Genomic DNA, 25,750 nt, shown 5'->3' on the forward strand with positions numbered 1-25,750 from the left:
ATCCTCCAGGCCGATCCCGTCGATCACGCGGAAGTCGATGAGCCTAGCCTCATCAGGAGTTGGTGGGCGCGCACCCAGGGCAGGCGTGGGTCGCCGTAGCGTGCCCCGTTGCTTCTCCACGACGGCAGGGCGCACCGCCGGGCGGGGCGCTCTGAGGTCCCGGTGGCTCCGCCGGCGGTGTCCGCCGGGTTGTCAGTACTCGAGGGCGTCGGAGACGGAGGACTGCCAGTAGGTGACGGCGGCGTTGTCGTCCTTGAAGGTGTCCTTGGGGAGCGTCAGGGTGACGGGGCTGCCGGTGGAGCCGCCGTCGCGGCCGGCGAAGTTGACACGCAGCTTCTTCACGATGCCGCCGTGGGTGTCACCGCCCGGCTCGCCGGTGAGGGTGATGCCGGCGTAGGCGGACTCGCCGGGGGCCAGGGTGCGGACCGACTGCGGCTTGCTGTCCTCGATGATCCGGGTGACGGACTGGTCGCCGTCGAAGCCGAGCAGGGGCGCGGAGTAGGCGTCGCAGGCCGTGGAGCCGGTGTTGGTGACGGTGAGCAGCAGATGGTTGATCGGGCGGCTGGCCGTGGTGACGGTGACCTTGCTGTTGGCGCCGGAGCAGGCGCCGGCCGAGCTGTCCTCGGAGCCCTTGGGGGCGTTCGTGCCGGAGCTGGAGACGGCTCCGGAGCCAGAGCCGGAACCGGAGCCAGAGCCGGTGGAGGAGCCGCCGGTGGAGCTGTTCCGGGCGCCGTTGCCATCGGTCGAGTCGCCGGTGGCGGACGGGGCGCTCGGCGCGTTGGCGGCCCCCGTGGTGGTGCCGCCGTTCTGCTCGCCGGCGGAGGCGGCGGGCGCGCCCGGGTCGGTTCCCTGGTCGTCGTTCTGGCAGGCCGTCAGGGCGAGCGCCGCGAGCAGGGCGGTGGTGGTGGCGACGGTGGCGCGGGTGCGGAAGCTGGGCATGGTGGATCGACTCCCCGTAGTGGTGGGCTCAGTAACGGTTGATCAGCGCGATCACGGTGGCGACGCAGATGATCAGCACGATGCAGGCGATGACATCGCCTGCGGAGCAGCGGGCTCGCATGGCGTCTCCCGGTCCGGCGGTGCTGACAACAGCTTCGGCGGGCAGCGCGGCGGAGGGCAATCGATCCGCGGGAGGAAGGGACGCTGGAACGGTGAGAGCGGCACTGACCTGGGGGAACGGCAGTCACCTGGAACGGCCTCGCGGGACGGGGAGATGCCAGGGCGGGTCTTCGGAGAGTCGGAGAGGATCGACGGGGCGCGGGACGGAGGGCGGGAAGAGTGATGGAGCGGCAGAAGTTCGACGGACTGGCGGAGGAGTACGAGCGGCACCGGCCGCGCTATCCGGAGGCGCTGGTGCGGGAGATCGCCCGCCGGGTGCCGCGCCACGGGCGGCGGCGCGTCGTGGACGCCGGGGCGGGCACCGGGATCGCGCTGGAGGGGCTGGTGCCACTGCTCGGCCCGGAGTGCCGGTACGAGGCGGTCGACGTCTCCGGTGACATGGTCGCCGCCGGGCGGGCCAAGTTTCCCGGGGTGACGTGGACCGTCGGCGCGGCGGAGCCGTACCTCGAAGGGAGCGCGGACATCGATCTGGTCGTCGTGGCCCAGGCGTACCAGTGGATGGACCGGCCCCGGTTTCGGCGCGCGGCCCGGCGGTGCCTCCGGCCGGGCGGGGTGCCGGCGGTCATGCGAGAACGACCGGGACCAACGGTCGAGTCCGTTCATGGGCGCCTACGAGAGCTTGCTGGAGGAGTGTGGTCCGGGCTACCGCCGGGACTACCGGGCGTTCGACGTCGCCGCCGAGCTGAGCGCCGAGTTCCGACCGGCCGGCGGGGCGGTGGAGACGCTCACGGTCGACTGGACGCTGCCGATGGCGGGGACTTCCTCGGCTTCGCCAGGTCGTCCACCCAGGTGCGGCGGGGCCTCGCCGCACACGGGGAGGCGATGACCGGCCGGCCGGCGGACCTGGTGGGCGCCCATGCGGAGAACGGCGGGCTGGGGATCGCGTACCGCTGCCGGCTCTTTCTGGCCGTGCGGTGAGGCCCCTTGCCGGTTCTTCTGGGCTGTTCTGGGCTGTTCTGTGCTGCGGTGGGTGGGGGATTTCTGCCGGTTCTCACCGGTGAGGGGGCGGGGGCTTCTGCCGGTTCCTCTTCGCCGTGGGTGCCGGGCGCGGGGTACTGGTTCGTAGTGGTGCTCCGGATGGCGTACAGTTGTCTTTGTCGACGCGGGGTGGAGCAGCTCGGTAGCTCGCTGGGCTCATAACCCAGAGGTCGCAGGTTCAAATCCTGTCCCCGCTACTGAAGACCGAAGGCCCGGATTCCCAGGAATCCGGGCCTTCGGTGTGTCCGGAGCCGGTGCGGTGGGGCGCGGGTGTCACCCGGTCGGCCGGGGGTGGGTCGCCGGGCGGGGGTGGCGGGGGCAGGCTGGGGGAAAGCGAATGCGGCACCGTCCGCCGCCGTGGGTGGACCCGGGCAGGAGAGCAGAGCACTGGTGGGGCAGCGAGCGCGGGACGGCTGGTGGCGCGGACGGCGGCGGGAGGGCACCCACCCGGTGATCCGGGCGCTGCCCGCGCTGCTCATCGTCGGCGGGGTGGTGTACGACCTGGTGAGCCCGCCCCGGTTCACCGCCGTACCGCTGCTGGCCGCCGCCCCGCTGGTCGCCGCGCCGCTCTGCACCGCGCGCGCCACCGTGCTGACCGGGTTCTTCGCCGTGGTGACCGTGATCGCCCTGCACGCGCGGGACGGCTCGCTGGGGGAGGTCCAGTCGCCGACCGAGACGCTGACGGTGCTGACCGTCTCCGCACTGGCGCTGCTCATCAACCGGATGGTGCGCCGCAGCGGGGAGCGGCTGGCGTCGGCGCGGGTGATCGCGGAGACGGCGCAGCGGGCCGTGCTGCCCCGGCCGGCGGCGCGGATCGGCGGGTTGCGCATCGCCGCGCGGTACGAGGCGGCGCAGGCGGACGCGTTCATCGGCGGCGATCTGTTCGCGGTGCAGGACACCCCGTACGGGGTCCGGCTGGTGGTCGGTGACGTACGCGGCAAGGGGATGGGCGCGGTCGGAGCGGTGGCCGTGGTGATCGGGGCGTTCCGCGAGGCGGCCGAGCAGGAGAGCTCCCTGGAGGGCGTGGCCCAGCGGCTGGAACGGGCACTGGCCCGGGAGGGCGCCCGGCGGCTGGGCCTCGACGACTTCGAGGGCTTCACCACCGCCGTGCTGGCCGAGATCCCGCGCGGCCGCCCGGTGGTGCGGGTGGTCGACCGGGGGCACCCGGCGCCGTTGCTGCTCGGCGCCGACGGGGACGTACGGGTGCTGGCGCCGGCCGAACCGGCGCTGCCGCTGGGCATGGCGGACCTGGGCAGCTGGCCGGACCGGTCGTTCGAGGTGCCGTTCCCGCCCGGGGCGACGCTGCTCCTCTATACGGACGGCCTCTCCGAGGCCCGGGACGCGCGCGGCGACTTCTACGACCCGGTGGACCGGCTGGCCGGGCGCTCGTTCACCGGACCCGAGGCGCTGCTGGACGCCCTGGTCGCGGACGTACGGCGGCACACCGGGGGCGGCACGACCGACGATCTGGCGCTGCTGGCGGTCGGGCGGCCCGAGGAGCGCCGGCCGGGCCTCCGTCCGCCCTCGCCGGTGGCGGTGGAGCGCCCACACTGAGGGCTCCCGCCGAGTGCTCCCGGGGCACCACCGGACCCGTCTGAGGCGGTCACGGTGAGTGAGGGGTGGTCCGCCTGGTGCGGCGGAAGCGCCTCGTGGCGGACGGGGCGGCGGGGGGTGGGGAGGCGTGGCGGTAGGTCAGATGCTGCGGCTGTGTGGTGATCTGACGGGATAGGTGAAACACCGGTGGTTAATGATCAGTACGAACGGGCTTGGAATACGCCGCCCGTGTCTATTAACGTTCGATAACGCAGCGCGGTTGTCCCAGCCGTCGCCCGAGGCGGCACCGTGCGCGCGCCGAATTCCGCATGGGAACCGGGGACCCAGGTCCTTGGGGTGCATCGGGTCGATCGCCGGCCCGTAGGAGACCTTCCTGCTCCGAACCCGTCAGCTAACCCGGTAGGCGAGAAGGAAGGAAAGGAGCGCGCCTCCGTGGCGTCCAACAGCCCTGCCCCCGAAGCCCCTTCTGCCGGTTCCTGGTTCGGCCCCGCTCCCCTACCGGCTTCCCCGGACTCCGGCGAGGCAAACGGGGCGAACCCGGGCTTCGAGGAGTGGAACCCCACCGAGGAGACCGTCCGCCCGGTACGGGGACGGCACCGGGTCGTCAAGCAGCGCGGCGGACTGGCCCGCAGCTCCACCGTCCTGGGTGTCGGCGTCATCGCGGCGGTCGGCGCGGGCGGCATCGCCACCGCGCAGGACAAGCCGGCGGTCTCCATATCGCTGCCCGACCTGCCCGACGCCGGCTCGCTGCCGGGGGTCGGCGCACTGCTGTCCGACGACGACGGTGACGACGACGGCGAGGCCGGGACGGTCGCCGCCGCCGGCCGGGACGAGCGGAGCGGGACGGCGGACGCGGCACGGCAGAGCGGCCCGGCGCCGCTCGGCGGCTCGTTCGCCGGCACGGTGAAGACCGGCGGTACCGCCGGGGAGGCCCTGCGCGCCCGGATCCTCCAGCAGGCCGAGCAGCAGCGGGCGATGGCCGACGCCCAGGTGAAGGCCAAGGCGGAGCGGCAGGCCGCCGAGCAGGCCGCCCGGAAGGCGGCGGAGGCCCGGAAGCAGGCCGCCGATAAGGCGGCGGCGGAGAAGGCCGCCGCGGAGAAGAAGGCCGCCGCCGAGAAGGCCGCGGCGGAGAAGGCCGCGGCCGAGAAGAAGGCGGCCGCCGAAAGGGCCGCGGCGGAGGCGGCCAAGAACACCGGCAACACCGGTAACGGCGCCAAGCCGGGGAACGGCGGCAACCAGTCGGCCGGCGGCTATGTGCTGCCCACCTCCTCGTACACCATCACCTCCACCTACGGCCAGGCCGGCTCCATGTGGTCCTCCGGCCACCACACCGGCCTCGACTTCGCCGCCCCGACCGGCACCCCGGTCAAAGCGGTGCACGGTGCCACGGTCAAGTCGGCCGGCTGGTCGGGCGCGTACGGCTACCGGATCGTGCTGAAGCTGTCGGACGGCACCGAGGTCTGGTACTGCCACCTCTCCTCCATGACGGTCGGCGCGGGCCAGCAGGTCGGCACCGGCGACACCATCGGGCGGGTCGGCGCGACCGGCAATGTGACCGGGCCGCACCTGCACCTGGAGGTGCACACCCCGGGCGGCGCGGGTGTCGATCCGATGAGCTGGCTGCGCGGCAAGGGCCTGTCGGTCTGACGGGCCCGCTCCCGGCCCGGCGATCATCGGCTCAGTCGGCTCAGTCGGCTCAGTCGGCTCAGTCGGGTCCGTCGGGTCAGGAGCGGTACGGGTTGTAGCCGCTGTAGTCCAGGTGCGGGGGCGGGGTCCAGGCCCGGCCGGTGGCCCGGGCGGCATAGGTGAGCGCCGGGCTCGCCACGGCCTTCCGCTGCCAGAGGTGGTGCAGCAGCTCCCGCTCCCGCTCGGCGAAGTCCGCGCCCGCCGTCCCGCGTCCGGCCCGGTCGCGGAGGAAGGCGAGGGACGTGGCGAAGACCTCGTACTCCCCGACCGCCCGGCCCGCCGCGGGGCCGAACACCCGCGTCGCGTACGCCCGGGCCAGACCGCGCGCCCGCATCGAGGAGAGGGCCCGCGGTTCATCCGGGGAGAGCCAGCCGGCCGCCGCGTACGCGGGCAGCTCGCCGGCGACGGTACGCAGCTCCCGCTGGCGCGACCAGATCGCCAGCCAGGTGAGCAGGGTGAAGGCGGGCACCATGAAGGCCGCGTACACCCCGAAGAAGCCCCAGGGGCCGAGGGACGCCGAGCCGTTCCACAGGGCGTGCGTGCCCATCGCGCAGCCCAGCCCGAGCAGCGGCAGCAGGATCCGGCGGACGCGCCGGCGCCGGGCGGTGAGGGCGGCGAAGCCGAAGCCGACCCCGGTCAGCACGGTGAACAGCGGGTGGGCGAAGGGCGACATGACGACCCGTACGAAGAAGGTCGCGGCCGTGACGGAGGCGAACCCCGAGCCGCCCAGGTGCTGGTCCTCCCCGAAGGCGTTGCCCAGGTAGAGGATGTTCTCGGTGAAGGCGAAGCCGGTCGCGGTGAAGCCGGCGACCACCACCCCGTCGACCACCCCGGTGAAGTCCCGTCTGCGGAACAGGAAGAGGAGCAGCACGGCGACCGCCTTGGCGCTCTCCTCCACCACCGGGGCGATGACGGTGGCCCCGAGGGTGTCCGCCGCTCCGGGATCGGCGGTGGCGGTGGCTATCCACCGGGTGGCGAAGGTGTTGGCGATGATGGCGACGAGCGCGGCGGCGCAGGCGCCCCAGCCGAAGGCGAAGAGGACGTTCCGCCAGGGTCCCGGGTCGACCCGGTCCAGCCAGCGGAACGCGGCCAGCAGCAGTGGCACCGGCAGGACGGCCAGACCCAGGCCCACCAGGAAGCCCTGGGTGCCGGTCTGCTCCCGGACCAGGGCCAGGATCACCAGCCCGCACAGGGCGAGGAGCAGCACCAGGGAGACGGCGCGCACGACCCGGCTCCGCCAGAGCCGGCGCGGCGAGTACCGCCGGCCGGTGACCGGGGCGTCGCCGAACGGCGCCTCGGCCGCGCAGACCGGGACGGCGGGCCCGGGCTGCCCGCCGGCCGGCCCGGGGCGCGGGGGAGGCGGGGACTGCGGTGTCGGGGTGGGCTGGGGGGAGGGAACCTGCGGCGACTGCGGGAACTGTGGGGACGACTCGGACACCCGACGACCCTAACGAGGAGAACTGACAGGGGGCGACGGAGTAGTGACGAACCGGTGGCCGGGTGGCCGGGTGACCGGTGGCCGGGCGATTGTGCGATCGCCCCAGCGCTGTCCGGCCGGTCGACTGTCCGACCGTCCGTCCGACTGTCCGGGACCAGGGCACACGGTCCATCCGGGCCGGAAGACCCGGCGGCGCCCCGGTTCCGGGCCGGGGGCCCGGGCCGGGACTCACCCGACGGGCGTGACCCGGTGGGCGCGATCCGACGACGGGCCGGGGCCCCTGGACGGGGCGACGGGCGGAAGCCGGACGCGGCGCGGGCCCGGAACCGGTCCGCTACTTCCGGCTGAACAGCAGATCGTTGACGACATGCCCCTTGTCCAGCCCCTGGCCCTCGAACCGGGTCAGCGGGCGGAAGTCGGGGCGGGGCGCGTAGCCGGCGTCCGGCGCGGTGTTCTCGAAGTCCTCGTGCGCGGTGAGGACCTCCAGCATCTGCTCGGCGTACGGCTCCCAGTCCGTGGCGCAGTGCAGCAGCGCGCCCGGCTTCATCCGGGAGGCGGCCAGGCTCAGGAACTCCGGCTGGATCAGCCGTCGCTTGTGGTGCCGCTTCTTGGGCCACGGGTCGGGGAAGTAGACCCGTACGCCGTCGAGCGCGTCCGGCGCCAGCATCTCGCGGAGCAGGATGATCGCGTCGCCGTTGGCCACCCGGACGTTGGTGAGCCCGGCGCGGTCGGCGAGCCCGAGCAGATTGCCCTGGCCGGGGGTGTGCACATCGACGGCCAGGATGCCGGTGGACGGGTCCGCGGCGGCCATCCGCGCGGTCGCCTCGCCCATGCCGAAGCCGATCTCCAGTACCACCGGCCGACCGCCGAACATCTCCGCCAGGTCGAGCACCCGGCTGCCGTCGATGTCCAGCCCCCACTCCGCCCAGCGGCGGCGCAGCGCCTCCGCCTGCCCGGTCGTCACCCGGCTGCGGCGTGGCTGGAAGCTGCGGATCCGCCGCTCGAAGTGCGAGCCCGCCGGGTCGGGCGACGGCCCGTCCGGGAAGCGCGGCTCGCCCTTGGGGCGCCGGGCCTCCGGGGTCTCCGGGCCGGCGCCGGGGGCGTCCGACCCGGCGGACCTGGTCGGCGCGCTCGGCGTGGTGGTCTCGGGGGCGGGGGTGGTTTCTCGCGGCTCAGACACAATGCCTCGATTCTACGGGGACCTCCCCCACCCCTGCCGGGCCCGGCCCCGGGCGCCTGGGCCCGGGGCGTGCGGCTCGGGGCGCCCGGGGGCCGGGGTGCGTCCGGCCCACGGGGCCCGGGGCGGCCGGCGCCCTGCCCTCGCGGCCCGTGGCGGCCCGGACCTCGCGGCCCGGGGCGGCCGGGCCCGTGGGGACCCGGGGAAGGCACGGTCCTGGCGACCGGGCTCTGGCGACCGGGCCCACGGGACCCGGGGGTCCGGGGGAGTCCAACCCATGGGACTCGGGTCGGCCGGCGTCCGGCCCGGCTCCGAGCGCCCGGGCCCGGGGCGTGCGGCTCGGGGCGCCCGGGCGCCGGGGTGCGTCCGGCCCACGGGGCCCGGGGCGACCGGCGTCCTGCTCACGGGCCTTGGGGCGGCCGGGCCCTCGCAGCCGGGGGCGGCCCGACCCTCGCAGCCCGGGGCGGCCCGGCCCGTGGGGGCCCGGGGAAGGCCCGGTCCTGGCGGCTGGGCCTTGGCGGCCCGGGGCGGCCGGGCCCGTGGGTTCCGGGGACCCGGGGAGGCCGGCCCGGGGTGAACCGGCCCCGGGCGCCGTCTACCGTGCCAGGTGGGCCAGGGCCCGGCGGGCGGTCTCGCGGCCGATCGGGAGGGAGGCGGTCGCCGCCGGGGACGGGGCGTTCAGGACATGGACCGTGCGCGGCGCCTCCCGGACCAGGAAGTCGTCGACGAGGGTGCCGTCCCGGAGCACCGCCTGGGCCCGCACCCCGGCCGGGGCCCGGCGCAGGTCCGCCTCGGTGGCCTCCGGCAGCAGGCGCCGCACCGCCCGGGTGAAGGCGCCCTTCGACAGCGAGCGGCGCAGCTCCCCGGCGCCGTACCGCCAATGGCGCCGGGCCATCCGCCGGGCCCCCGGCCAGGTCAGCGTGGCGGCCAGCTCGCCGGGGCGGACGATGCCCCAGCCGTACCCCTCCCGGGCCAGCGCGGGCACCGCGTTGGGCCCGAGGTGCACGCCCCCGTCGATGCCCCGGGTCAGATGGACGCCCAGGAACGGAAAGGCCGGGTCGGGTACCGGATAGACCAGGCCTCGCACCAGCTCGGGCCGGGCCAGCTCGTAGTACTCGCCCCGGAACGGCACGATCCGCATCCCCGGCTCGTCGCCCGCCAGCCGGGCCACCCGGTCGCAGTGCAGTCCGGCGCAGTTGACCAGCACCCGGCCGCGCACCACGTCCCCGGCGGCCGTCCGTACCGCCACGCCCCAGGGGCGCCGGTCGACGGCGGTGACCTCGGAGCCGTACCGCAGCTCGGCGCCGGACGCCTCGGCGAGCCGGGCGGCGACGGCGCCGTAGTCGCAGATCCCGGTCGTCCCGACCCGGATCGCGGCGAGGCCCCGGACATGCGGTTCGTACGCGGCGATCTGGGCCGGGCCCAGCTCCCGGACCGGGATGCCGTTCTCCCGGCCGCGCTGGACCAGGGCGTGCAGCCGGGGCAGCTCGGCCCGCTCGGTGGCCACGATCAGCTTGCCGGTGACCCGGTGCGGCAGCCCGTACTCGGCGCAGAACTTCACCATCTCCGCCGCGCCCCGCACCGCGTACCGGGCCTTGAGGGAGCCGGGGCGGTAGTAGATGCCGCTGTGGATCACCCCGCTGTTCCGGCCGGTCTGGTGGCGGGCCGGGCCCGGCTCCTTCTCCAGCACCACCACCCGGGTGCCGGGGGCGGCCCGGCTGATCGCGTACGCGGTCGCCAGGCCGACGATCCCGCCGCCGATCACCAGCACATCACCGTCGAGGGCACGGGTGGCACCGGAAGAACCGGAGGCACCCGTCCGGGAGGCACCGGCCCCGCCGGACGTGCCGTACCCCCCGAACCCGCTGGACCCACCCTCGTACCCGGACACCTGTGCCACCTCCCACCCCTGCATAGTGCACTGGCCCACCGGGGGCGACCGCAAACCACGGAGCCCCCGGTGGGACGCGGCTCACGCCGGGGTCATCAGCAGGGGCCGGGCGCGCTCCCGGAGCTCGACGACCCGGGGCTCGTCCCCGTACGCCTCCAGCCGGTGCAGCAGATCCCGTACGTACTCGGTGGTGCGCGCCGAGGAGATGCGGCCGGCCACCTCCACCGCGCGCGTCCCGGCGGCGCAGGCGGCGTCCAGGTTCCCCGACTCCAGTTCGGCCACCGCGCTCACCACCAGCCGCAGCCCGTGCGAGCGGACGTACTCCTCGGTCGGCCGGGAGAGTGCCTGCTCGGTGAAGCGGCGCACCTGGCGCGGTGCCTTGAGATCGCGGTAGCACTCGGCGGCGTCGGCACAGAACCGGTCGTACGAGTAGAAGCCCAGCCACGACGGGTCGGCGTCGCCCTCCCGGGAGCGCTCCAGCCAGCCCTCGGCGGCCTTGAGCGCGGTCCCGGCGGTCGGGGCGTCGCCCGCCTTGGCGTGCGCCCGGGCCTCCACCAGCCGGAAGAACGACATGGTCCGGGCAGTGGCCAGCCCCCGGTTCCGCTCCAGCGCCGCCTGGGCCAGGTCCACCCCCTCGTCGGCGAAGCCCCGGTAGGTGGCCTGGAGCGACATGGAGGCCAGCACATAGCCGCCGAGCGGCACGTCGGCCGCCGCCCGGGCCAGCCGCAGGGCCTGGATGTAGTACCGCTGGGCCGCCTCCTGCTGGCCGGTGTCGAAGGCCATCCAGCCGGCCAGCCGGGTCAGTTCGGCGGTCGCCCCGAACAGCCCACGGCCGACCTCGTCGGAGTACGAGCCCAGCAGCAGCGGGGCCGCGTCCACCCGGAGGCACTCCGGCACCATCGACGAACGCCAGTCGCCGCCGCCGTACTTGGAGTCCCAGCGCCGGGCGTCCTCGGCCGCCTCGCGCAGCTTGGCCACGTCGCTGTGGCCGACGCGGGCCCGGCTGCCGTCGTCCCGCTCGCCGTCCGGGGCCGCCGGGCGGGCCACCGACGCGTCGGCCGGGGTTATCAGCCAGCGGGAGGCGGGGGTGGCGTACGCGCTCACCGCGAAGGAACCGGCCAGCGACTGCCAGATGCCCCCGCCACCGGCCCGGCGACCGGCGAGATCCAGCCGGTACAGCTCGGTGGCGGACTTCACCGCCTCACCCACGTCGCGCGGGAAGGCGAGACCCACTTCGGGCGCCGGATCGGCGTCCGCCAGGCCGATCTCGTGCAGCGGCACCGGGCGGCCGAGCTTCTGCCCGATGGCGGCGGCGATCAGATGGGGCGCGGCGCCCTGCGGGACCATGCCCTTCGACACCCACCGGGCCACCGACGTCTTGTCGTACCGGAGGGTCAGCCCGCGCTGCGCGCCGAGGTCGTTGACCCGCCGCGCCAGACCGGCGTTGCTGATTCCCGCGAGGGCGAGAACGGTGCCGAGTTTCTCGTTCGGCCCGCGTAGCTCCCTGGACATGCGCCACCCCTCGACACCCAGACGGCCGCAGCGACGCCAGGCATAGGCGCGCGGCATTCGTAAACCCAGCGTAGTTCGCCGCATCCCTACCGTTAAGGGGCGGTGTTCCGTATGGCGAGATTGCGGTGCGCACGGATCGAGAAGGCGGCGCCCGGCGATCTTCCGCCGTGCTCCCGGCCGTGTGGCCGTGCGCCCGTCCGTGCGCTCTGGCCGCGGGGGCCGGCGGACGCTTCGATGGATGACGCGTGGGTCGGCCCGCCGGTACGTCAACCAGCGGGCTGGGGGACACCGCCGCCTCAATCCCCGCGGGTGGCGGACCGGTCCGGGAGGCGGTCAGTGCCTCCCGGACCGAGCGTTGACGGAAGGTGGACGACAGGGGGAATCGCGGTGCCCCGGTGGGGCGCCGGCGGACCGGGTGAGGTCCGTGAACACCCCCGGTGAGGCAGGGAGATTGGCTGAATGATGCCCATTGGCGGGTGAGCCGAATCCTTTCTCCGGCAGGTGCGCCCCGCCGTGCCGGTCGCTCGTCGGTACGCCTTCTCTCGCCCTCCCCGGCCCTCCTCCGGTGTTTCGCCGGCGCTCCTACGGCTTTCCTTCGACTCTTCTCCGCTCCGCCTCTCCGCCGGCTTCATCGTTCGCTTCGCCGGCTCCTTCGCCGGCTCCGCTTGGTGCGCCTCTCCGCTCGCCCCCCTCCGCGCACTTCCGGCTCACTTCCGGCTCTTCGTCCGTCGCTCCACGCCCTCTCCCCTCCCTTTCCTTGTTCGGCCGCCTCCTGGCCTTCTCGCCTTCCGCACACGGGAGTTGGCCCCGCCGGGGGGTCTCGCAAGGGACACCGCCGGGGCCTTGCCGACAGGCCCGTTGGGGCCCCGACGGGCCTGTCGGGGGTGCCGCCGGTGCAACTTCACCCACCTCGCCGCAGGTTGACTCCGGCCCCGGCGGGAACTCCGTAGGCCGGGTCACGGGCCGTGCGGTGGGCCGTGTGGCGGGCCTCCGCGGGGCCCGGCGGACCATGCCAGGGGCGCGTTCTCGTTTTCCGTACGCGCCGCCCGGAGGCCCGCCCGTGCGCCGTTGTCGTGGCAGCATGTCCTCAGCGAACGTGCGGGGATTGTCTGGTTGTCCACAGGCTGTGGAGGCGGCGATGCGATGGCTGGTCGGATGGAGCAGTGTCGCCGCGAGCTTCGGAACGGCGGGCACGACGGGCGCGGCGGGCACGGCCGGTGCGAACGGACGCGCCGGGGCGGTCGCCGCCGGGGCCGTCGACCCCGGTGACGACGGCGGCACCGTACAGCCGGTCGGCGCCCAGTTGCTGTGGGGCGATCCCGATCCGCTCTGGGCGGTCGGTGACTGGCGTCCCGACGAGGTGCGCGTCGTCTCCGTGGACCCCTTCACCCGCCTCGCCGTGTTCGGCTGCTGCGCCGCCAGTGACGACCAGTTGCGGGTCGGCCTCTTCGCCGCGCGCGGCGGTGCCCTGCGCCATCTCACCGCCTGGCCCGGCAGCTACACCGCCGTGGTCCAGGTCGGCCGGCGGATCACCGTCGCCGCCGACCTCGCCGGCGCCCGGCCGGTCTTCCACACCCCCTGGGCCGGCGGCACCGCCTACGCCACCGCCGCCCTGCCGCTCGCGGATCTCATCGGCGCCCAGCTCGACTTCGGCCATCTCGCCGCGCTGCTCGCCTGCCCCGAGACCCCCGAGGCGCTCCGCGACTCCACCCCCTACCAGGGCGTCAAGCGGGTGCCGCCCGGCCATGCCCTGGTGATCCGGGAGGGCTCCCGGGAGATCACCGGCTATGAACCGGTCGCCTCGCTCGCCGTGGCCGCCCCGCAGAGCGACCCGGACGAGGCGGTGGCCGGCGTACGGGAAGCGCTGGTCGAGGCGGTACGCGCCCGGCTGACCGCTCCCCGGCACGCGCCCGCCACCCTGCCGCCCGACCCGGGCCCGGTCCCCGGCATGGGCCCGGCCGACCGGCGTGCCGCGCGTGGGGCGCCCGCCCCCGGTATCGGCGCCGACCTCTCCGGCGGCAGCGCCTCCGGCACCCTGGCCCTGCTGGCCGCCGGGCTGCCCGGGGTGCCGGGCACCATCCTGGGCCAGGGCACCGGAGCGGGGGAACGGCTGCTCGCCGTCACCTTCAACGACCTCGCCACCGGCGGCCGGGAGGCCGAGCTGGAACGGGCCCGGGCGCTCGCGGAGAACCCCCGGCTGCGCCATGTGGTGGTCGCGGCCGGCGAGGAGGCGCTGCCCTTCACCCGGCTGGAGGGCGCTCTCACCGACGAGCCCGGCCCCGCCCTGGTGGCCGCCGAACGCCACCGGCTGCGGCTCGCCTCCGGCAGCGCGGACCACATCACCGGTCACGGTGCCCGGCAGGTGCTGGACGCCCATCCCGCGCGCCTCGCCGACCTGCTGATGGACCACCGGCGGCGGCCGCTGATCCGGCCGGTCACCGCGCTCGCCCGGGCCAGCGGCTCGTCGGCCGGCTCACTGCTGGTGCCGCTCACCGTCTACCGGGCGGCCCGCCGGCTGGCCCGTACGCCCTACCGCGCAGGTCTGGAGGCCGCCGCCGACGGGCTGCTGGACGTCCATCGGTCCCTGCCCGCGCCGCCCGGGCCGCTCACCGCCTCGCTCGCCGCCCTCGCCTGGTCCCGGCCCGGGCCCGCCGCCCGCTGGCTCACCGGCGAGGCGCTGGCCGAAGTATCGGTTCGCCTGCACCAGGCGGCGAGCCGGCCCACCTCGGTGCAGCGCCCGGGTGAGGCCCGGGCCCGCGCCGCGCTGGCCCGCCGCGCCGCCGACCACCGGGTGCTGGAACAGGCCGCCGAGGTGCGGAGCCAGCGGCTGCACGCGCCGTTCCTCGACAACCAGGTGGTCCGTGCCTGCCGCGATCTGCCCGAGGCGCTCCGTGTCCAGCCGGGTGCCCGCGCCGCGATCCTGCGCGCGGTGCTGGCGGGTGCCGGTGTCCACGATCTGCCGCCCGGCTGGGGCGCGCCCTCCGGGGCCACCGCCGCGGCTGCCGGGCGCGCCGGGCTCCGGCTGGCGCTCGGCCATCTGCTGGACCTCTTCGCCGATCCGTACCTGGCGCAGGCGGGCCTGATCGAGGCCCGGGTGGTGCAGGGCGCCCTGCGGGCCGCCGCCGACGGCGAACCCGTGGCCCTGGACGGGCTCGCCGACCTGGTCTCCACCGAACTGTGGCTGCGCCGCCTGCTCACCCGGCGCGGCAGCTGCTGGACCGGTTCGGCCGCGCACCGCCGCCGCGCCGTCGACGGCGGCGTCCCGCTCCGGCCGTCGCTGCGGGCGTAGACCCCCGCCGGGCGCCCGGGGCCGGGGAGACGCAGCCGGGGGTACGGGGGTGGACGCGCGGCCCCTGGTCCGACCCGGGCCGCCGGTTCGGCCCCGGTGACCGGTTGGGCTCCGGTGACCTGATCGGCCCGGCCGGGCGGCCGTCGGTTCGGTGGATCCGGGCGTTCGTCCGGGCGCCCGGACGGCTTCCGCTTCCGGGTCCGGCTGCTGCTTCCGGGCCGGCTGTCGCTGTGGGTCCTGGCCGGCCGCCGTCGGTCCGGTCCCGGTCGTACGTCCCGGCCGGCCGCCGTCGCTCCGGTCCCGGTCGGCCGCGGGCGGCCCGGTCGATCCCGACGGACCGGTGACCGCCGTGTGCCCGGTTCCGGTCGGCTGCCGGCGGCCCGGTGACCGCGGTGCGTCCGGTCCCGGGGCGGACGCCGCCCGCCCGATTCAGCCGCAGCTGATCCGGGATTGTGCCCAGTCGGCCGGCGGGACCGAGCCCAACGGGCCCACGGCCTCCACGACCAGCCGGATCGTCCGCTGCCCGGTGAGGTCCACCCGTACCGGTACCGGGGTGTCCCCGGCGCGCAGCACCGGTGACCGCCACAGCCGCTCGCCCCCGCCCGCACCCTCGCCGCCGTCCCCACCGCCCCCTCCGTCTCCGCCGAAGACGGAGAAGCGCACCGCGCCCAGCGCCGGGCCCAGATCGTCCACTCCGGCCAGCGCCTCATAGGCGACGCAGGGCCGGTTGAGGTCGATGAGCACGGAGGACGGGGCGTGCACGGTCGCCCCGTGCGCGTACCGGGTGCCGGCGATGGACAGTCCGCGCCGCTGCCAGAGCGGGCTGGAGCCGTCGAACCGGATCTCCGGCGCGGTGTGGTCGCCGAGCAGGCTGTACGGAAGCTCGGCCACCTGGTAGACGGCGGGCGGCGTCGGGGGCTTCGAGCTCGGCGGTGGTGTCGGGCGCGGGGTGGGCCGGGGCGTCGGGGCGGGCGGCCGCTCGGGACGGGGGGTCGGCTTCGGCCCGGGTGCCGGGGCCCGCTCCGACGGGCTCGGCTCCGGGCTCGGCGCGGCGGCGCTCGGCCGGGGCGGCGCGGGCTCCGCCGGTGCGGGCTCCACGGGGGCCGGGGGCGGCGCGAGTGTCCGCTCCGGGGTCGGCGCGGACGCCGAGGGGGACGGCCGTACGGGCTCCGGGGCGGGCGGCGGCACGACGGGCCGGGTGGCGGGCGGCCGGGCCGCCGTCTCCGGGCCGGTGCCCGGGTCGCCCGCGAGCGCCCAGACCAGACCGGCGGTCGCGGCGACGGCCGCCGCCGCGGCGAGCCCGGCCTTCACCGGGGCGCCCAGCCCCTCGGCGGTGCCCCCGGCCGCTCCCGAGCCGCCTGCCCCCACACCTGCGCCGGCCCCGGCCCCCGCGCCCGCGCCGCCGCCGGACAGGGCGCCCGCGACGGCGCCGGCCGCTCCGCCGACGACGGTGCCGCCGGCCAGCGCCCCGGTGGCCTTGAGCGTGAACCCGGCGGCGAACCAGCCGATGACCGCCACCGGCACCACCGCCGGGATGCCGGAGTTGACGTATTCCAGCTCGCCCACCGCCAGCCGGCACCGGGAGCACTCCTCCAGGTGCTTGCGCAGCCCCCGTTCGGCCCGCGTCCGCAGCCCCCCGCGGGCGTACGCGCCCAGCCGGTCGGCGTACCGGGCGCAGTCACCGCCCGAGGTCAGCGACTCGCTCACATGCGCCTGGAGATACGCCTGCTTCAGGCCCTCCCGGGCCCGGCTGGCCAGCACCGAGGTGGCGTTGGCGGTCAGCCCGAAGAGCGGGGCCACCTCGCTCGGCGACTCCTCCTCGACCGTGGTGTGCCAGAGCACCGCCTGCCAGCGCTCGGGCAGCGAACGGAAGGCACGCATGGCCAGCGACTGCTCGGCCTCGTGCATCGCCCGTACCTCGGCGCCCAGCTCCACCGTGTCGTCCCCGGGCACCTCCGCCGTGCGCATGGCCTCCGCCGCGAACACCGCGAAGTCCTCCACCAGCCGCTCCCGGCGGGCGGTGCGGGTCCAGGCGGCGGCCACATGGCGGACCGTGGTCAGCAGATACGGCCGTACGGCGTGCCGGGGACCGGTGCCGCCGCGCACCGCCTGAAGGGCCCGGGCGAAGACCTCGGCGGTCAGGTCCTCGGCGGTGTGGTCGTCCCGGCAACAGGATCGCGCGTACCGGCGGACGGCTCCGGAGTGGCGGCGGTACAGCTCCCCGTACGCCCCGTCGTCACCGTCCCGCATCCGCCGGACCAGATCGGCGTCGGAGGGCGGCAGATCGAGCGGCGGCGGCAGTACCGAGCCGGGCGCCGACCCACTCGCGCGCTGCGGCGGCACATTCCACCCACCCGGCTCCACCGCTTCCCCGGCGGCCCCCACGGGTGCCTCCGGCGCCTCTTCCGGCCCCGCCCCGGCGGCCCCGTCCGCGACCGGTGCCTCTTCCGCGAACGCGCCCGGCACGCCGTCCGGAGCCGACCCGGCCGCCCAGGCCGCCGCGCCCGGTGCCCCGCCCCGCTGGCCCTGTTTCGGCACTTGGCCGCTCAGGCCGTCCGCTCCCCGCCGGTGCCCCCGCGCCCCGGTGTCCGTCCCGGCCGCCGGGGCGTGTCCGGACCGATCGTCCGGGAGCGCCCGGTGCCGGCCCCTCGTCCGGCCGGTTCCCGCCGCCTCGTCGCGATCGTCATCGCTCATCGCCGCAGCTCCCGTACCCCTGCTCGCAGCCGAACATCGGCTCAGCGTCCCACACCCCGGCTTACGGCCGGGCCCGCCGGCCGGTCAACCACTCATCCGGGGAGAGTTCTCGAACTCAAGCACTAACCGGCCGACGGATGGGGAATGCTTCGGAGAACCGCCTCCGGGGGGACCTCCGGGACCCGTCGTCAAGGGGGGCGCGGCCTCGGGGGAACCGCCGCCAGGGATCCCGCCCCCGAGGCAGTCCCTTGCGGGTTCCGCATCCGGCGCGCCGGTGGGGCGCCGTCGTACCGGCGGAGCACCGGCGGCCCTGGACGCCGACCGCCCAGCGCTCCGGAGCCTTCGGGGGCGGAAGCCTCCGGGGGGAACCCCTCAAGGGCAGAGCCTTTGGGGGAGCCCCCCGGGGGAAGCCCCGCCTCACGACCGCCTCGCACATCGGAATCCCCGCCGAGGGCCGTCCGGCCACCGGTCGCCCGCCGGCACCACCGCCCCCCCCGGGAGGGCACCGCCGTTCCCCGGGGACTCCCGCTGGTCACCCCCGACGGCGGCCAGCGGGTACGCGTGTCGGCGTCACCGTTCCCCGGGGACACCCGCTGGTCACCCCCGACGGCGGCCAGCCGTTACGCGTGTAGGCGTCACCGTGTCCCGAGGACACCGCCGGTCACCCGCGACGGCGCCCGCCGGGCCCACTGGCAGTGCCCACCGGGCGCCCGCGAAGGCACCCGGCATCGCCCCGGCGGCGGTCACCGCTCACCCGCGAAGGGCCACCGCCGGTCGCCCGAACAGCACCCGGCAGCAGTCCCCCGTCACCCCCGACGGCATTCAGCGGCAGTTCCCGTCACCCCCGCCGCGACAGCACCCGGCAGTAGTCCCGCGTCGAGCCCGACGGCACGCACCCGTCACGTCAGCCGCCGGGGACGCCCCGGAGCGGCCGCTCCCGCTCCCGCTCCTCCCGGACGGTCGCGTATTGCCAGCAGGTACGCCCCGGAGGCCTCGGGAGCCCGGAGCCGCTGGGCGCCCCGGCGGCGTTCGGGAGCCCGGGGGCCTGTGACCACAGACCACCCTGGGCCCGGCCGGCCCCGGAGGGACGGCCCAGGCCCTGGCAAGGCCCGAGCTGCCGAGGACGGCCTGCGCCCCACAGGGCCCGACCCCGCCAGGGACGGCCCGGGCCCCGTAAGGCCCGGTCGCTCCCCCGGGTGCCGTGTCTCACGCGCCGTGCGGCCGCAGTCCCTCCAGGAGTATGTGGAGCAGCCGGTCGGAGACCGCGCTCTGCTGCGCCGGGTCCGGCAGGGCGGGCGCCGCGGTGGCGATGACCAGCAGCACGTCCGCCACCGTCACGTCCAGACGCAGCTCGCCCGCCTCCCGGGCCCGCTCCACCAGCCGTCCCACGACCTCCAGCAGCTCGGCCACTCCCGGGTCCGCGCTCCCGCCCGGCTCGTCCTCCGGCGCCGGACGCGGTGCCACCGGCTGGGGGCCGGGCACCGAGGAGCCCCGCTGGTGCGGCACTCGTATCTCGTCGATCAGCGTGTACGCCCCGACCGCACCGCCGCCGGTACCGGCACCGCCCGAACCGGTTTCGCCCGCGCCCCCGTCCGGGCCGGCCGGCGTGCCGGACAGCGGCTCCACCGCCACCAGGACCGGGGCCCCGGTCTCTCCCGCCGTCCCGCCGGCATCGCCCGCCGGCGCCACGCCGGCCGCCGACGCCTCGCGGTCCGCCGCCGGCCCGGCCACCGGGCCAGAGGCGGCCTCCGCCGCCGGTCCGGCGACATGCACCCGCAGCACATGCGGCGGCAGCAGCCGGCCGGCGCCCGAGGCGACCGAGGTGCGCAGGAACCGGGAGAGCGCCGACCAGGGCTCCTCCTCCTGTCCCAGCGCCGTCCGCGCCTGCTCGGTGAGGCGGGCCGTCTCCTCCTCGGCTATCCGGCGCACCAGCACGTCCTTGCTGGGGAAGCGCCGGTAGACCGTGCCCACGCCGACCCGGGCCCGGCGCGCCACGTCCTCCATCGGCGCCCCGTACCCCAGCTCGCCGAACACCTCGCGCGCGGCCCGCAGTACATGCTCCAGATTGCGCTGGGCGTCCACCCGCAGCGGGGCCGGCCGGCCGCCGCCCACCGGCTCCGGGTGCCCGTCTCCGCCGCCGGCCGTCCCGACGGACGGCGACACGACGGCCTGCGCATGCGAATCCTGCAAGGACATATGTGTTCCCCCGGTCATTGACTGTCTCCCCCCGGAGACTTCCCCCGCCTGACACCCGGGGCCAGGACCCGCCGTGCACGGGTCATGCGCACGGTCCGTCCACCCCGACGGTCTATGAACATAGTTGAGTCGGGGTCAATTCAGAAGGGGCAGTTCCGCACGGTGCGCCCCCCGATCGGAGCAAGCATCCGAAGCTTCCCGATTCGGCCGCCCCGTCCCATCCCGGACAACCGTTCCGAGCTGCGACTTCTCCGCCCCGACCGGCCCCGCTACCGCCCCCGCCGCCCCCCTCCTCCCGGTCATACGATTCGTCGGGGCTGTGGACAAACCCCGAACGCCGTTGCGTCATGGGTAGGTGACCGATCCTGTGCGCGTTCTCGTTGTCGGCGGTGGCTACGTCGGGATGTACACCGCCCTGCATCTCCAGCGGCACCTGAAGGCCGAGCTGAGAGACGGCAGGGTCGAGATCGTCGTGGTCACCCCCGACCCGTACATGACGTACCAGCCCTTCCTTCCCGAGGCCGCGGCCGGCTCGATCTCGCCCCGTCATGTCGTCGTACCGCTCCGCCGGGTGCTGGACAAGTGCACCCTTCTCATCGGCGAGGTCAGGGCGATCGACCACGCCAACCGCACCGCCACCGTCACCACCCTCGCCACCGAGGAGGAGCACGCGGCCCGGCGGGAGCGCGCCGCCGGAAAGGAGGGCCTCAGCGGGAAGGAAGGCACCGCCGGAAGGGAAGCCACCACCGGGCAGGACGGCACCGCCGGAAGCGAAGCCACCGCCGGAAGAGCGGGTGCCGCCGGGCCGGACCACGCGGCCGGGCAGGCGGGCGCCGGCACCGTCCCCCTCCACTACGACGAACTGGTCGTCGCGCCCGGCTCGATCTCCCGCGCCCTCCCCGTCCCCGGCCTGGCCGACTACGCCATCGGCTTCAAGACCGTCGAGGAGGCCATCGGGCTGCGCAACCATGTCATCGAGCAGATGGACATCGCCTCCTCCACCCGCGACCCCGCCGTCCGGGACGCCGCCCTGACCTTCGTCTTCGTCGGCGGTGGCTACGCCGGCGTGGAGGCGCTGGCCGAGCTGGAGGACATGGCCCGCTACACCTCGCGGTACTACCACAACATCAAACCCACCGACCTGAAATGGCTGCTGGTGGAGGCCACCGGCCGGATCCTCCCGGAGGTCGGCGCGGAGATGGGCACCTACGCCGTGCGTGAGCTGCGCGCCCGCAACATCGACGTACGCCTGGAGACCCGCCTGGAGTCCTGCGCCGACCGGATCGCGGTGCTCAGCGACGGCACCCGGCTGCCCACCCGGACCGTGGTGTGGACGGCGGGCGTCAAGCCCGCCCCCGTACTCGCCGCCACCGATCTCCCGCTCACCGAACGCGGACGGCTGAAATGCACCCCCTTCCTCACCGTCGCGGGCACCGAGCACGCCTGGGCGGCCGGCGACGCGGCGGCCGTCCCCGACGTCACCGCCGCCGAGCCGGGGGTCGAGTGCGCACCCAACGCCCAGCACGCCGTGCGCCAGACGAAGGTCCTCGCCGAGAACCTGGCGGCCTCCCTGCGCGGCGCCCCGCTCCGGGAGTACGCCCACAAGTACGTCGGCTCGGTCGCCTCGCTCGGCCTGCACAAGGGCGTGGCCCATGTGTACGGGCGGAAGCTGAAGGGCTATCCCGCCTGGTTCATGCACCGGGCGTACCACCTCAGCCGGGTGCCGACCTTCAACCGCAAGGCCCGGGTGCTCGCCGAGTGGACGCTCTCCGGCCTCTTCAAACGGGAGATCGTCTCGCTCGGCTCGCTGGAGCATCCGCGCGCCGAGTTCGAACTGGCGGCGGGCCCCCCGCCGCCGAAGGACCCGGACGCGGCGGCGAGCGGCGGCACCGCCGACGGCGGCGCCAAGCCCTCCTGACCCGGCCCACCACTCCCGAGCCGGACACCGGCACCGTCTGTCAGGCCGGATACCGGCACCGTTTGTCAGTGCGCTCCGTCACACTGGGCGTGTGACCATAGGTGGGCTCCCCCCTGCACAGAGTGACTCAGCACGGCATCGACACCACGAGGCATACATCTCCGTGAACTTCACGCGTTGGAGCGCCCGGCTCCCCGGCACGCAGCGTCGCGCCGCCGCGCGCGGCACCGACTCCGGGACCTCGCCGGAGCGGCGGGGCGAGGGCGCCGTGCCCGCGGCACGCGGCGACTCCGACGGCGACCGGCCGCCGGACCGTCCGGACGAGGAGCCCGCCGCCCCGGCCCTTGAGGACTTCTCGGTACGGGAGATCCTGGGCAGCCTGCCGGGGCTGGTCGCCCTGGTGTACGGCTCCGACCACCGGATCGCGTACGTCAACGACGCCTACGCCGCCGCGTTCGGCACCCGGCCGCCCGGTGGGCCCGCCGCCGGCAGCTGCCCGGAGCTGGCCGAGCTGGGCCTGTTCCCGCTCATGGACCAGGTGCTGCGCAGTGGCAAGCCCCGCACGGTCAAGTCCCGCCGGGTGCCGGGCGGCGGCTCGTACACGGTCAGCTGCCTGCCGGTGGAGCTGCGCGGCGGGGCCGGCTCCACCGGGGGCGTCCTGGTCCATGCCGCCGATGTCACCGACCACGCCGAGGCGGCCGAGCGGCTGCGCGCCAGCGAGCGCCGCCACCGGGAGGCGGCCGTCACCCTCCAGCGGTCGCTGCTGCCCCAGGAGCTGGAGCAGCCCGACGACCTCCGGGTCGCCGCCACCTACCAGCCCGGCGGCGCCGACGCCGCGGTCGGCGGCGACTGGTACGACGTGATCACCCTGGGCGCCGGCCGCACCGCCCTGGTCATCGGGGACGTGATGGGCCGGGGCGTCCGCGCCGCCGCCGTCATGGGCCAGCTGCGCACCGCCGTCCGGGCCTACGCCCGGCTCGACCTGCCCCCGCACGAGGTGCTCCAGCTCCTGGACGGACTGGCCGCCGAGATCGACGCCAGCCAGATCGCCACCTGTGTCTACGCGGTCCACGATCCCAACGAGGGCCGGCTGGTGTACGCCTCCGCCGGTCATCTCCCCATCCTGGTGCGGGACGCCGACGGCACCGTCCGCCGGGCCGCCGACCACACCGGGCCGCCGCTCGGCACCGGCGGCTGGCTGCACACCTCCGGCACCATCGCCCTGCCGCCCGGCTCCAGCGCCGTGCTCTACACCGACGGCCTGGTCGAGCGGCGCGGCGAGGACATCGACGAGGGCCTCGCCGCCCTGGAGCGGGCGCTCTCCGGTGCCACCGGCGCCCCGGCGGTCGTCTGCGACCGGCTGCTGCGCTCGCTGGGCGTCACCGCGTCCCATGACGACGACGTGGCCGTCCTGGTGCTCCAGCACCCCGACCGCACCGGCCCGGACGCCGAGCTGTTCCACAACGCCGCGCTCGACCTGCTCGGCGGGATCGAGGCGGCGCCCCGGGCCCGGGCCTTCGCCTCCGGGGTGCTCTCCAGCTGGCGCTTCCCGCCCGACCTGCGTGACCTGGGCGTCCTGGCCACCAGCGAGCTGGTGACCAACTCCCTTCAGCACGGCACCCCGCCCATGCGCCTGCGACTCCGCCGCACCGACCGGCGGCTGATCATCGAGGTCACCGACGGCGACGACCACCTGCCGCGCCGCCGCCGGGCCGAGTCGGACGACGAGTCGGGCCGCGGCATCTCGATCGTCGCCACCATCGCCTCGTCCTGGGGCTGCCGCCGCACCCCGGGCGGGGGCAAGGCGGTCTGGTGCGAATTCGCCCTGCCCGCCCGCGTGAAGGACCCGAAGGACCAGCTCCCCGGCGTCCGGTGAGCCGCCCGGACACGGCCGAAGGCTCCGTCCCCCACTCGGTGGATCTCCACCGGGAGCGGGAACGGAGCCTTCACTGTGTCCGAATGTCCGAGTGTCCGACGGGCCTTCACCGACCAAGCCGACCAGACTGACTCGACTGGCCGGACCGGCTTACGAGAGGGCGGGCCTCCGGCTCACGAGGCGGCCGGGGCCTCCACCGGGCGCTCCGGCCGGTGCTCGGCCACCACCCGCGAGCGGGCGGCCAGATACGGGTGGTCCTGCGCCTGGGTCAGCCGGCCGCCGAGCCGGACGGCCAGCACGGTGATGCCCAGTGAGAAAAGTACGAAGGTCACGACGTACGGACCGTGCAGCGCGGCGCCCATCGGACCGCCCACGGCCGGGCCGACCGCCAGCGCCAACTGCTTGACCAGCGCGAAGGCCGAGTTGTACTGGCCCACCATCGACTCCGGGGCCAGATCCGCCACCAGCGGGGCCACGGTCGGCGACAGCATCGCCTCACCGAGCCCGAAGAGCCCGTACGTGGTGACGAACGCCGCCGTCGCCATCGCCTGGCTGCCGTGGCCCAGCCCGGCGTACCCGGCGAAGAGCCAGGCCACCGTCCAGATCACGCCGACCGCCGCGATCACCCGGGTGCGCCGGCGCCGCTCGACGAACCGCAGCACCAGGAACTGCGCCAGCACGATCACGGCCGTGTTGGCGGCCAGTGCCACGCCGAGCGTGGACGGCGCGATGCCCGCCGCCTCGGTGCCGTACGCCGAGAGCCCGGACTCGAACTGGCCGTAGCAGGCGAAGAACATCACGAAGCCCAGCACGCACAGCCGGACCATCGCCCCGTCGCCGAGCAGCGCCCGCGCCCCGCCGCGCGCCTTGGCCTCGGTGTTCTCCGGCCGGGCGTCCGCTATGGACGCGGTACGCGGCATCCGCACGGTGGCCGCGATCACGACCAGCACCAGGAACATCGCCGCCTCGATCGAGAACAGCAGCAGGAAGCTGTCGGGCCGGCTCTCGTCGACCAGCTGGCCACCGACGAGCCCGCCGATGCCCAGGCCCAGGTTCTGGAGGAAGAACTGCATGGCGAAGGCGCGGGTCCGGGTCTCCGTGGCGGAGCACCAGACGATCATCGTCGCCAGCGCGGGCTGCATCACGGCCGTACCGGCGCCGAGCAGCGCGGCCGAGAGCACCACGGCCGGCATGACGGTGGACAGGCCCATGCCCAGCGCGCCCACGGCGGCGAGCCCGGCGGCGCCGATCAGCACGGGCAGCGGCCCGCGCCGGTCGATCGCCCGCCCGGTGAAGGGCAGCACGGCGAGAGCGGCCATGGCGAAAACGCCCAGCACGGCACCCGCCGTGGTGGCGCCCAGGTCCCGCACCTGAGCCACATACACATAGAGATACGGGACGGTGAATCCCAGTCCGAACGCGCTCAGCACGTTGCCCGCCTGGATCCGGCGCATCGCCGCGCCCATCGCCTTGGTCACGCTCACCCACTTCGGTCGGGAAGTCTTAGCTCGGAAGACTTCAATAGTAAAGTTAGAGTCTAAACAGTACACCCCGAAGGACTTCAACGCCAACGCGTGCCGTGGGATACTCCTCGGCATGTCGGAGTCCCAGGAGCCGAGCCTCGACGAGCAGATCGCGGCCTACCAGCGCGAATACCGCGACCTCGACCCCTTGGTCGAGAAGGTGGTGTCGGCGCTCGGCCGGCTGAACCGCCGGATGAACGTGGCCTATGGGCGCCAGGTCGCGGAGCTGGGCATCAGCAGTGCCGAGTGGGAGGTCCTCAAGCACCTGGTCCTCGCCGGAGCCCCGTACCGCCTCGGTCCGGGCGAGCTGGCCAAGCGCCTCGGCCTCACCCCCGCCGCCATGACCCACCGCATCGACCGGATGGCGGGCGAGGGCCTGGTCACCCGCGACCGGGACGAGAACAACCGGGTACGGGTCATCGTCGAGCTGACGGACGAGGGCCGCACCAAGTGGCTGGAGGCGATGCGGATGGCCACCGGCTTCGAGGAGGACCTGCTCCAGGACCTCTCCGCCGATGAGCGCGGAGTCCTCGGTGAGCTGCTCATCCGGCTGCTCCGCCGGGTCGAGCACGCCCAGCCCGACGCGGGCGGCCGGCTCACGGACCTGGACTGAGGGCCGTTTGACAGCGGGGCCCCGGCTCCGTAAAGTTCTTCGAGTTGTCACGGAGCCCACACGGTTCCGGGGCAGCCATCCCGCCGCGCTCAGCGGCATCGAACCCCAGCACATCTCCCGAACGGGAAGTCTTTTCGGCGTACCGAAAAGTATTTCGCGGACTCGATTATGAGTCGCCCGGGAAATCGGCTAAGGTTTGAAACGTCGGAACGGCCGCAGGGCCGGAAAGACAACCCCGCTCCGACGGGGAATCGGAACCGAAAGGATCTGATAGAGTCGGAAACGT

15 protein-coding genes, 1 tRNA gene and 1 riboswitch are annotated in these 25,750 nt (G+C 75.2%); of the genes, 8 read left to right on the forward strand and 8 right to left on the reverse strand.

The annotated features are described in order from the left end of the window. Nucleotides 1-192 precede the first annotated feature (192 nt). The gene (locus NX801_RS25230; RefSeq protein WP_258790195.1) at nucleotides 193-939 is read right to left on the reverse strand and encodes a DUF4232 domain-containing protein; all 747 of its coding nucleotides are present in this window, start codon (nucleotides 937-939) and stop codon (nucleotides 193-195) included. 342 nt (nucleotides 940-1,281) lie between these two features. Here NX801_RS25230 and NX801_RS25235 point away from each other — a divergent pair, with 342 nt between their 5' ends. The 4 genes from NX801_RS25235 to NX801_RS25250 all read left to right on the forward strand — a co-directional run bounded on the left by NX801_RS25235 (nucleotide 1,282) and on the right by NX801_RS25250 (nucleotide 5,298). Continuing rightward, nucleotides 1,282-2,037: a class I SAM-dependent methyltransferase gene (locus NX801_RS25235; protein WP_258790196.1), complete on the forward strand. Its 756-nt coding sequence runs from the start codon at nucleotides 1,282-1,284 to the stop codon at nucleotides 2,035-2,037. 183 nt (nucleotides 2,038-2,220) lie between these two features. Further along, nucleotides 2,221-2,294, forward strand: a tRNA-Met gene (locus tag NX801_RS25240). Between the two features lie 193 nt (nucleotides 2,295-2,487). Further along, complete coding sequence (locus NX801_RS25245; protein ID WP_428986226.1) at nucleotides 2,488-3,651, forward strand: PP2C family protein-serine/threonine phosphatase; 1,164 nt, start codon at nucleotides 2,488-2,490, stop codon at nucleotides 3,649-3,651. A 285-nt stretch (nucleotides 3,652-3,936) separates the two neighbouring features. Beyond that, nucleotides 3,937-4,072, forward strand: a riboswitch (cyclic di-AMP (ydaO/yuaA leader). A gap of 11 nt (nucleotides 4,073-4,083) precedes the next feature. Further along, nucleotides 4,084-5,298 (forward strand): M23 family metallopeptidase, encoded by a 1,215-nt coding sequence (locus NX801_RS25250; protein WP_258790197.1) that lies wholly within the window; start codon nucleotides 4,084-4,086, stop codon nucleotides 5,296-5,298. Between the two features lie 76 nt (nucleotides 5,299-5,374). Here NX801_RS25250 and NX801_RS25255 read toward each other — a convergent pair whose 3' ends face one another. The 4 genes from NX801_RS25255 to NX801_RS25270 form a co-directional block, all read right to left on the reverse strand. Then, complete coding sequence (locus tag NX801_RS25255; RefSeq protein WP_258790198.1) at nucleotides 5,375-6,775, reverse strand: PrsW family intramembrane metalloprotease; 1,401 nt, start codon at nucleotides 6,773-6,775, stop codon at nucleotides 5,375-5,377. A gap of 334 nt (nucleotides 6,776-7,109) precedes the next feature. Beyond that, nucleotides 7,110-7,955, reverse strand: a complete 846-nt coding sequence (trmB, locus tag NX801_RS25260) for a tRNA (guanosine(46)-N7)-methyltransferase TrmB (protein WP_258790199.1) — start codon at nucleotides 7,953-7,955, stop codon at nucleotides 7,110-7,112. A 592-nt stretch (nucleotides 7,956-8,547) separates the two neighbouring features. Then, a complete protein-coding gene (gene lhgO, locus NX801_RS25265; RefSeq protein WP_258790213.1) occupies nucleotides 8,548-9,723 on the reverse strand; it encodes an L-2-hydroxyglutarate oxidase in 1,176 nt (391 codons plus the stop codon). 201 nt (nucleotides 9,724-9,924) lie between these two features. Further along, nucleotides 9,925-11,355, reverse strand: coding sequence for an NsdA family TPR-like regulatory protein (locus NX801_RS25270; RefSeq protein ID WP_258790200.1), 1,431 nt, complete (start codon nucleotides 11,353-11,355; stop codon nucleotides 9,925-9,927). A gap of 1,138 nt (nucleotides 11,356-12,493) precedes the next feature. Here NX801_RS25270 and NX801_RS25275 point away from each other — a divergent pair. Then, complete coding sequence (locus tag NX801_RS25275) at nucleotides 12,494-14,644, forward strand: asparagine synthase-related protein (protein ID WP_258790201.1); 2,151 nt, start codon at nucleotides 12,494-12,496, stop codon at nucleotides 14,642-14,644. Between the two features lie 429 nt (nucleotides 14,645-15,073). Here the strand turns inward: NX801_RS25275 and NX801_RS25280 are convergent, their stop codons facing one another. After that, nucleotides 15,074-17,338: a sigma-70 family RNA polymerase sigma factor gene (locus NX801_RS25280; protein ID WP_258790202.1), complete on the reverse strand. Its 2,265-nt coding sequence runs from the start codon at nucleotides 17,336-17,338 to the stop codon at nucleotides 15,074-15,076. 1,206 nt (nucleotides 17,339-18,544) lie between these two features. Continuing rightward, on the reverse strand, nucleotides 18,545-19,534 hold the full coding sequence (locus NX801_RS25285; RefSeq protein WP_258790203.1) for a TetR/AcrR family transcriptional regulator: 990 nt from the start codon (nucleotides 19,532-19,534) through the stop codon (nucleotides 18,545-18,547). A gap of 367 nt (nucleotides 19,535-19,901) precedes the next feature. Between NX801_RS25285 and NX801_RS25290 the strand changes: the two genes are divergently transcribed. Beyond that, nucleotides 19,902-21,452, forward strand: a complete 1,551-nt coding sequence (locus tag NX801_RS25290; RefSeq protein WP_309505892.1) for an NAD(P)/FAD-dependent oxidoreductase — start codon at nucleotides 19,902-19,904, stop codon at nucleotides 21,450-21,452. 163 nt (nucleotides 21,453-21,615) lie between these two features. Further along, nucleotides 21,616-23,328: an ATP-binding SpoIIE family protein phosphatase gene (locus NX801_RS25295; RefSeq protein WP_258790204.1), complete on the forward strand. Its 1,713-nt coding sequence runs from the start codon at nucleotides 21,616-21,618 to the stop codon at nucleotides 23,326-23,328. Nucleotides 23,329-23,501: 173 nt separating this feature from the next. Here the strand turns inward: NX801_RS25295 and NX801_RS25300 are convergent, their stop codons facing one another. After that, entirely contained in the window at nucleotides 23,502-24,794 is a 1,293-nt protein-coding gene (locus NX801_RS25300; RefSeq protein WP_258790215.1) for an MFS transporter, read from the reverse strand. Nucleotides 24,795-24,924: 130 nt separating this feature from the next. Here NX801_RS25300 and NX801_RS25305 point away from each other — a divergent pair, with 130 nt between their 5' ends. Further along, on the forward strand, nucleotides 24,925-25,464 hold the full coding sequence (locus tag NX801_RS25305; protein ID WP_258790205.1) for a MarR family winged helix-turn-helix transcriptional regulator: 540 nt from the start codon (nucleotides 24,925-24,927) through the stop codon (nucleotides 25,462-25,464). Nucleotides 25,465-25,750: the final 286 nt, after the last annotated feature.

The organism is Streptomyces pyxinae, from assembly GCF_024756275.1.
Taxonomy (GTDB): Bacteria; Actinomycetota; Actinomycetes; order Streptomycetales; family Streptomycetaceae; genus Streptomyces; species Streptomyces pyxinae.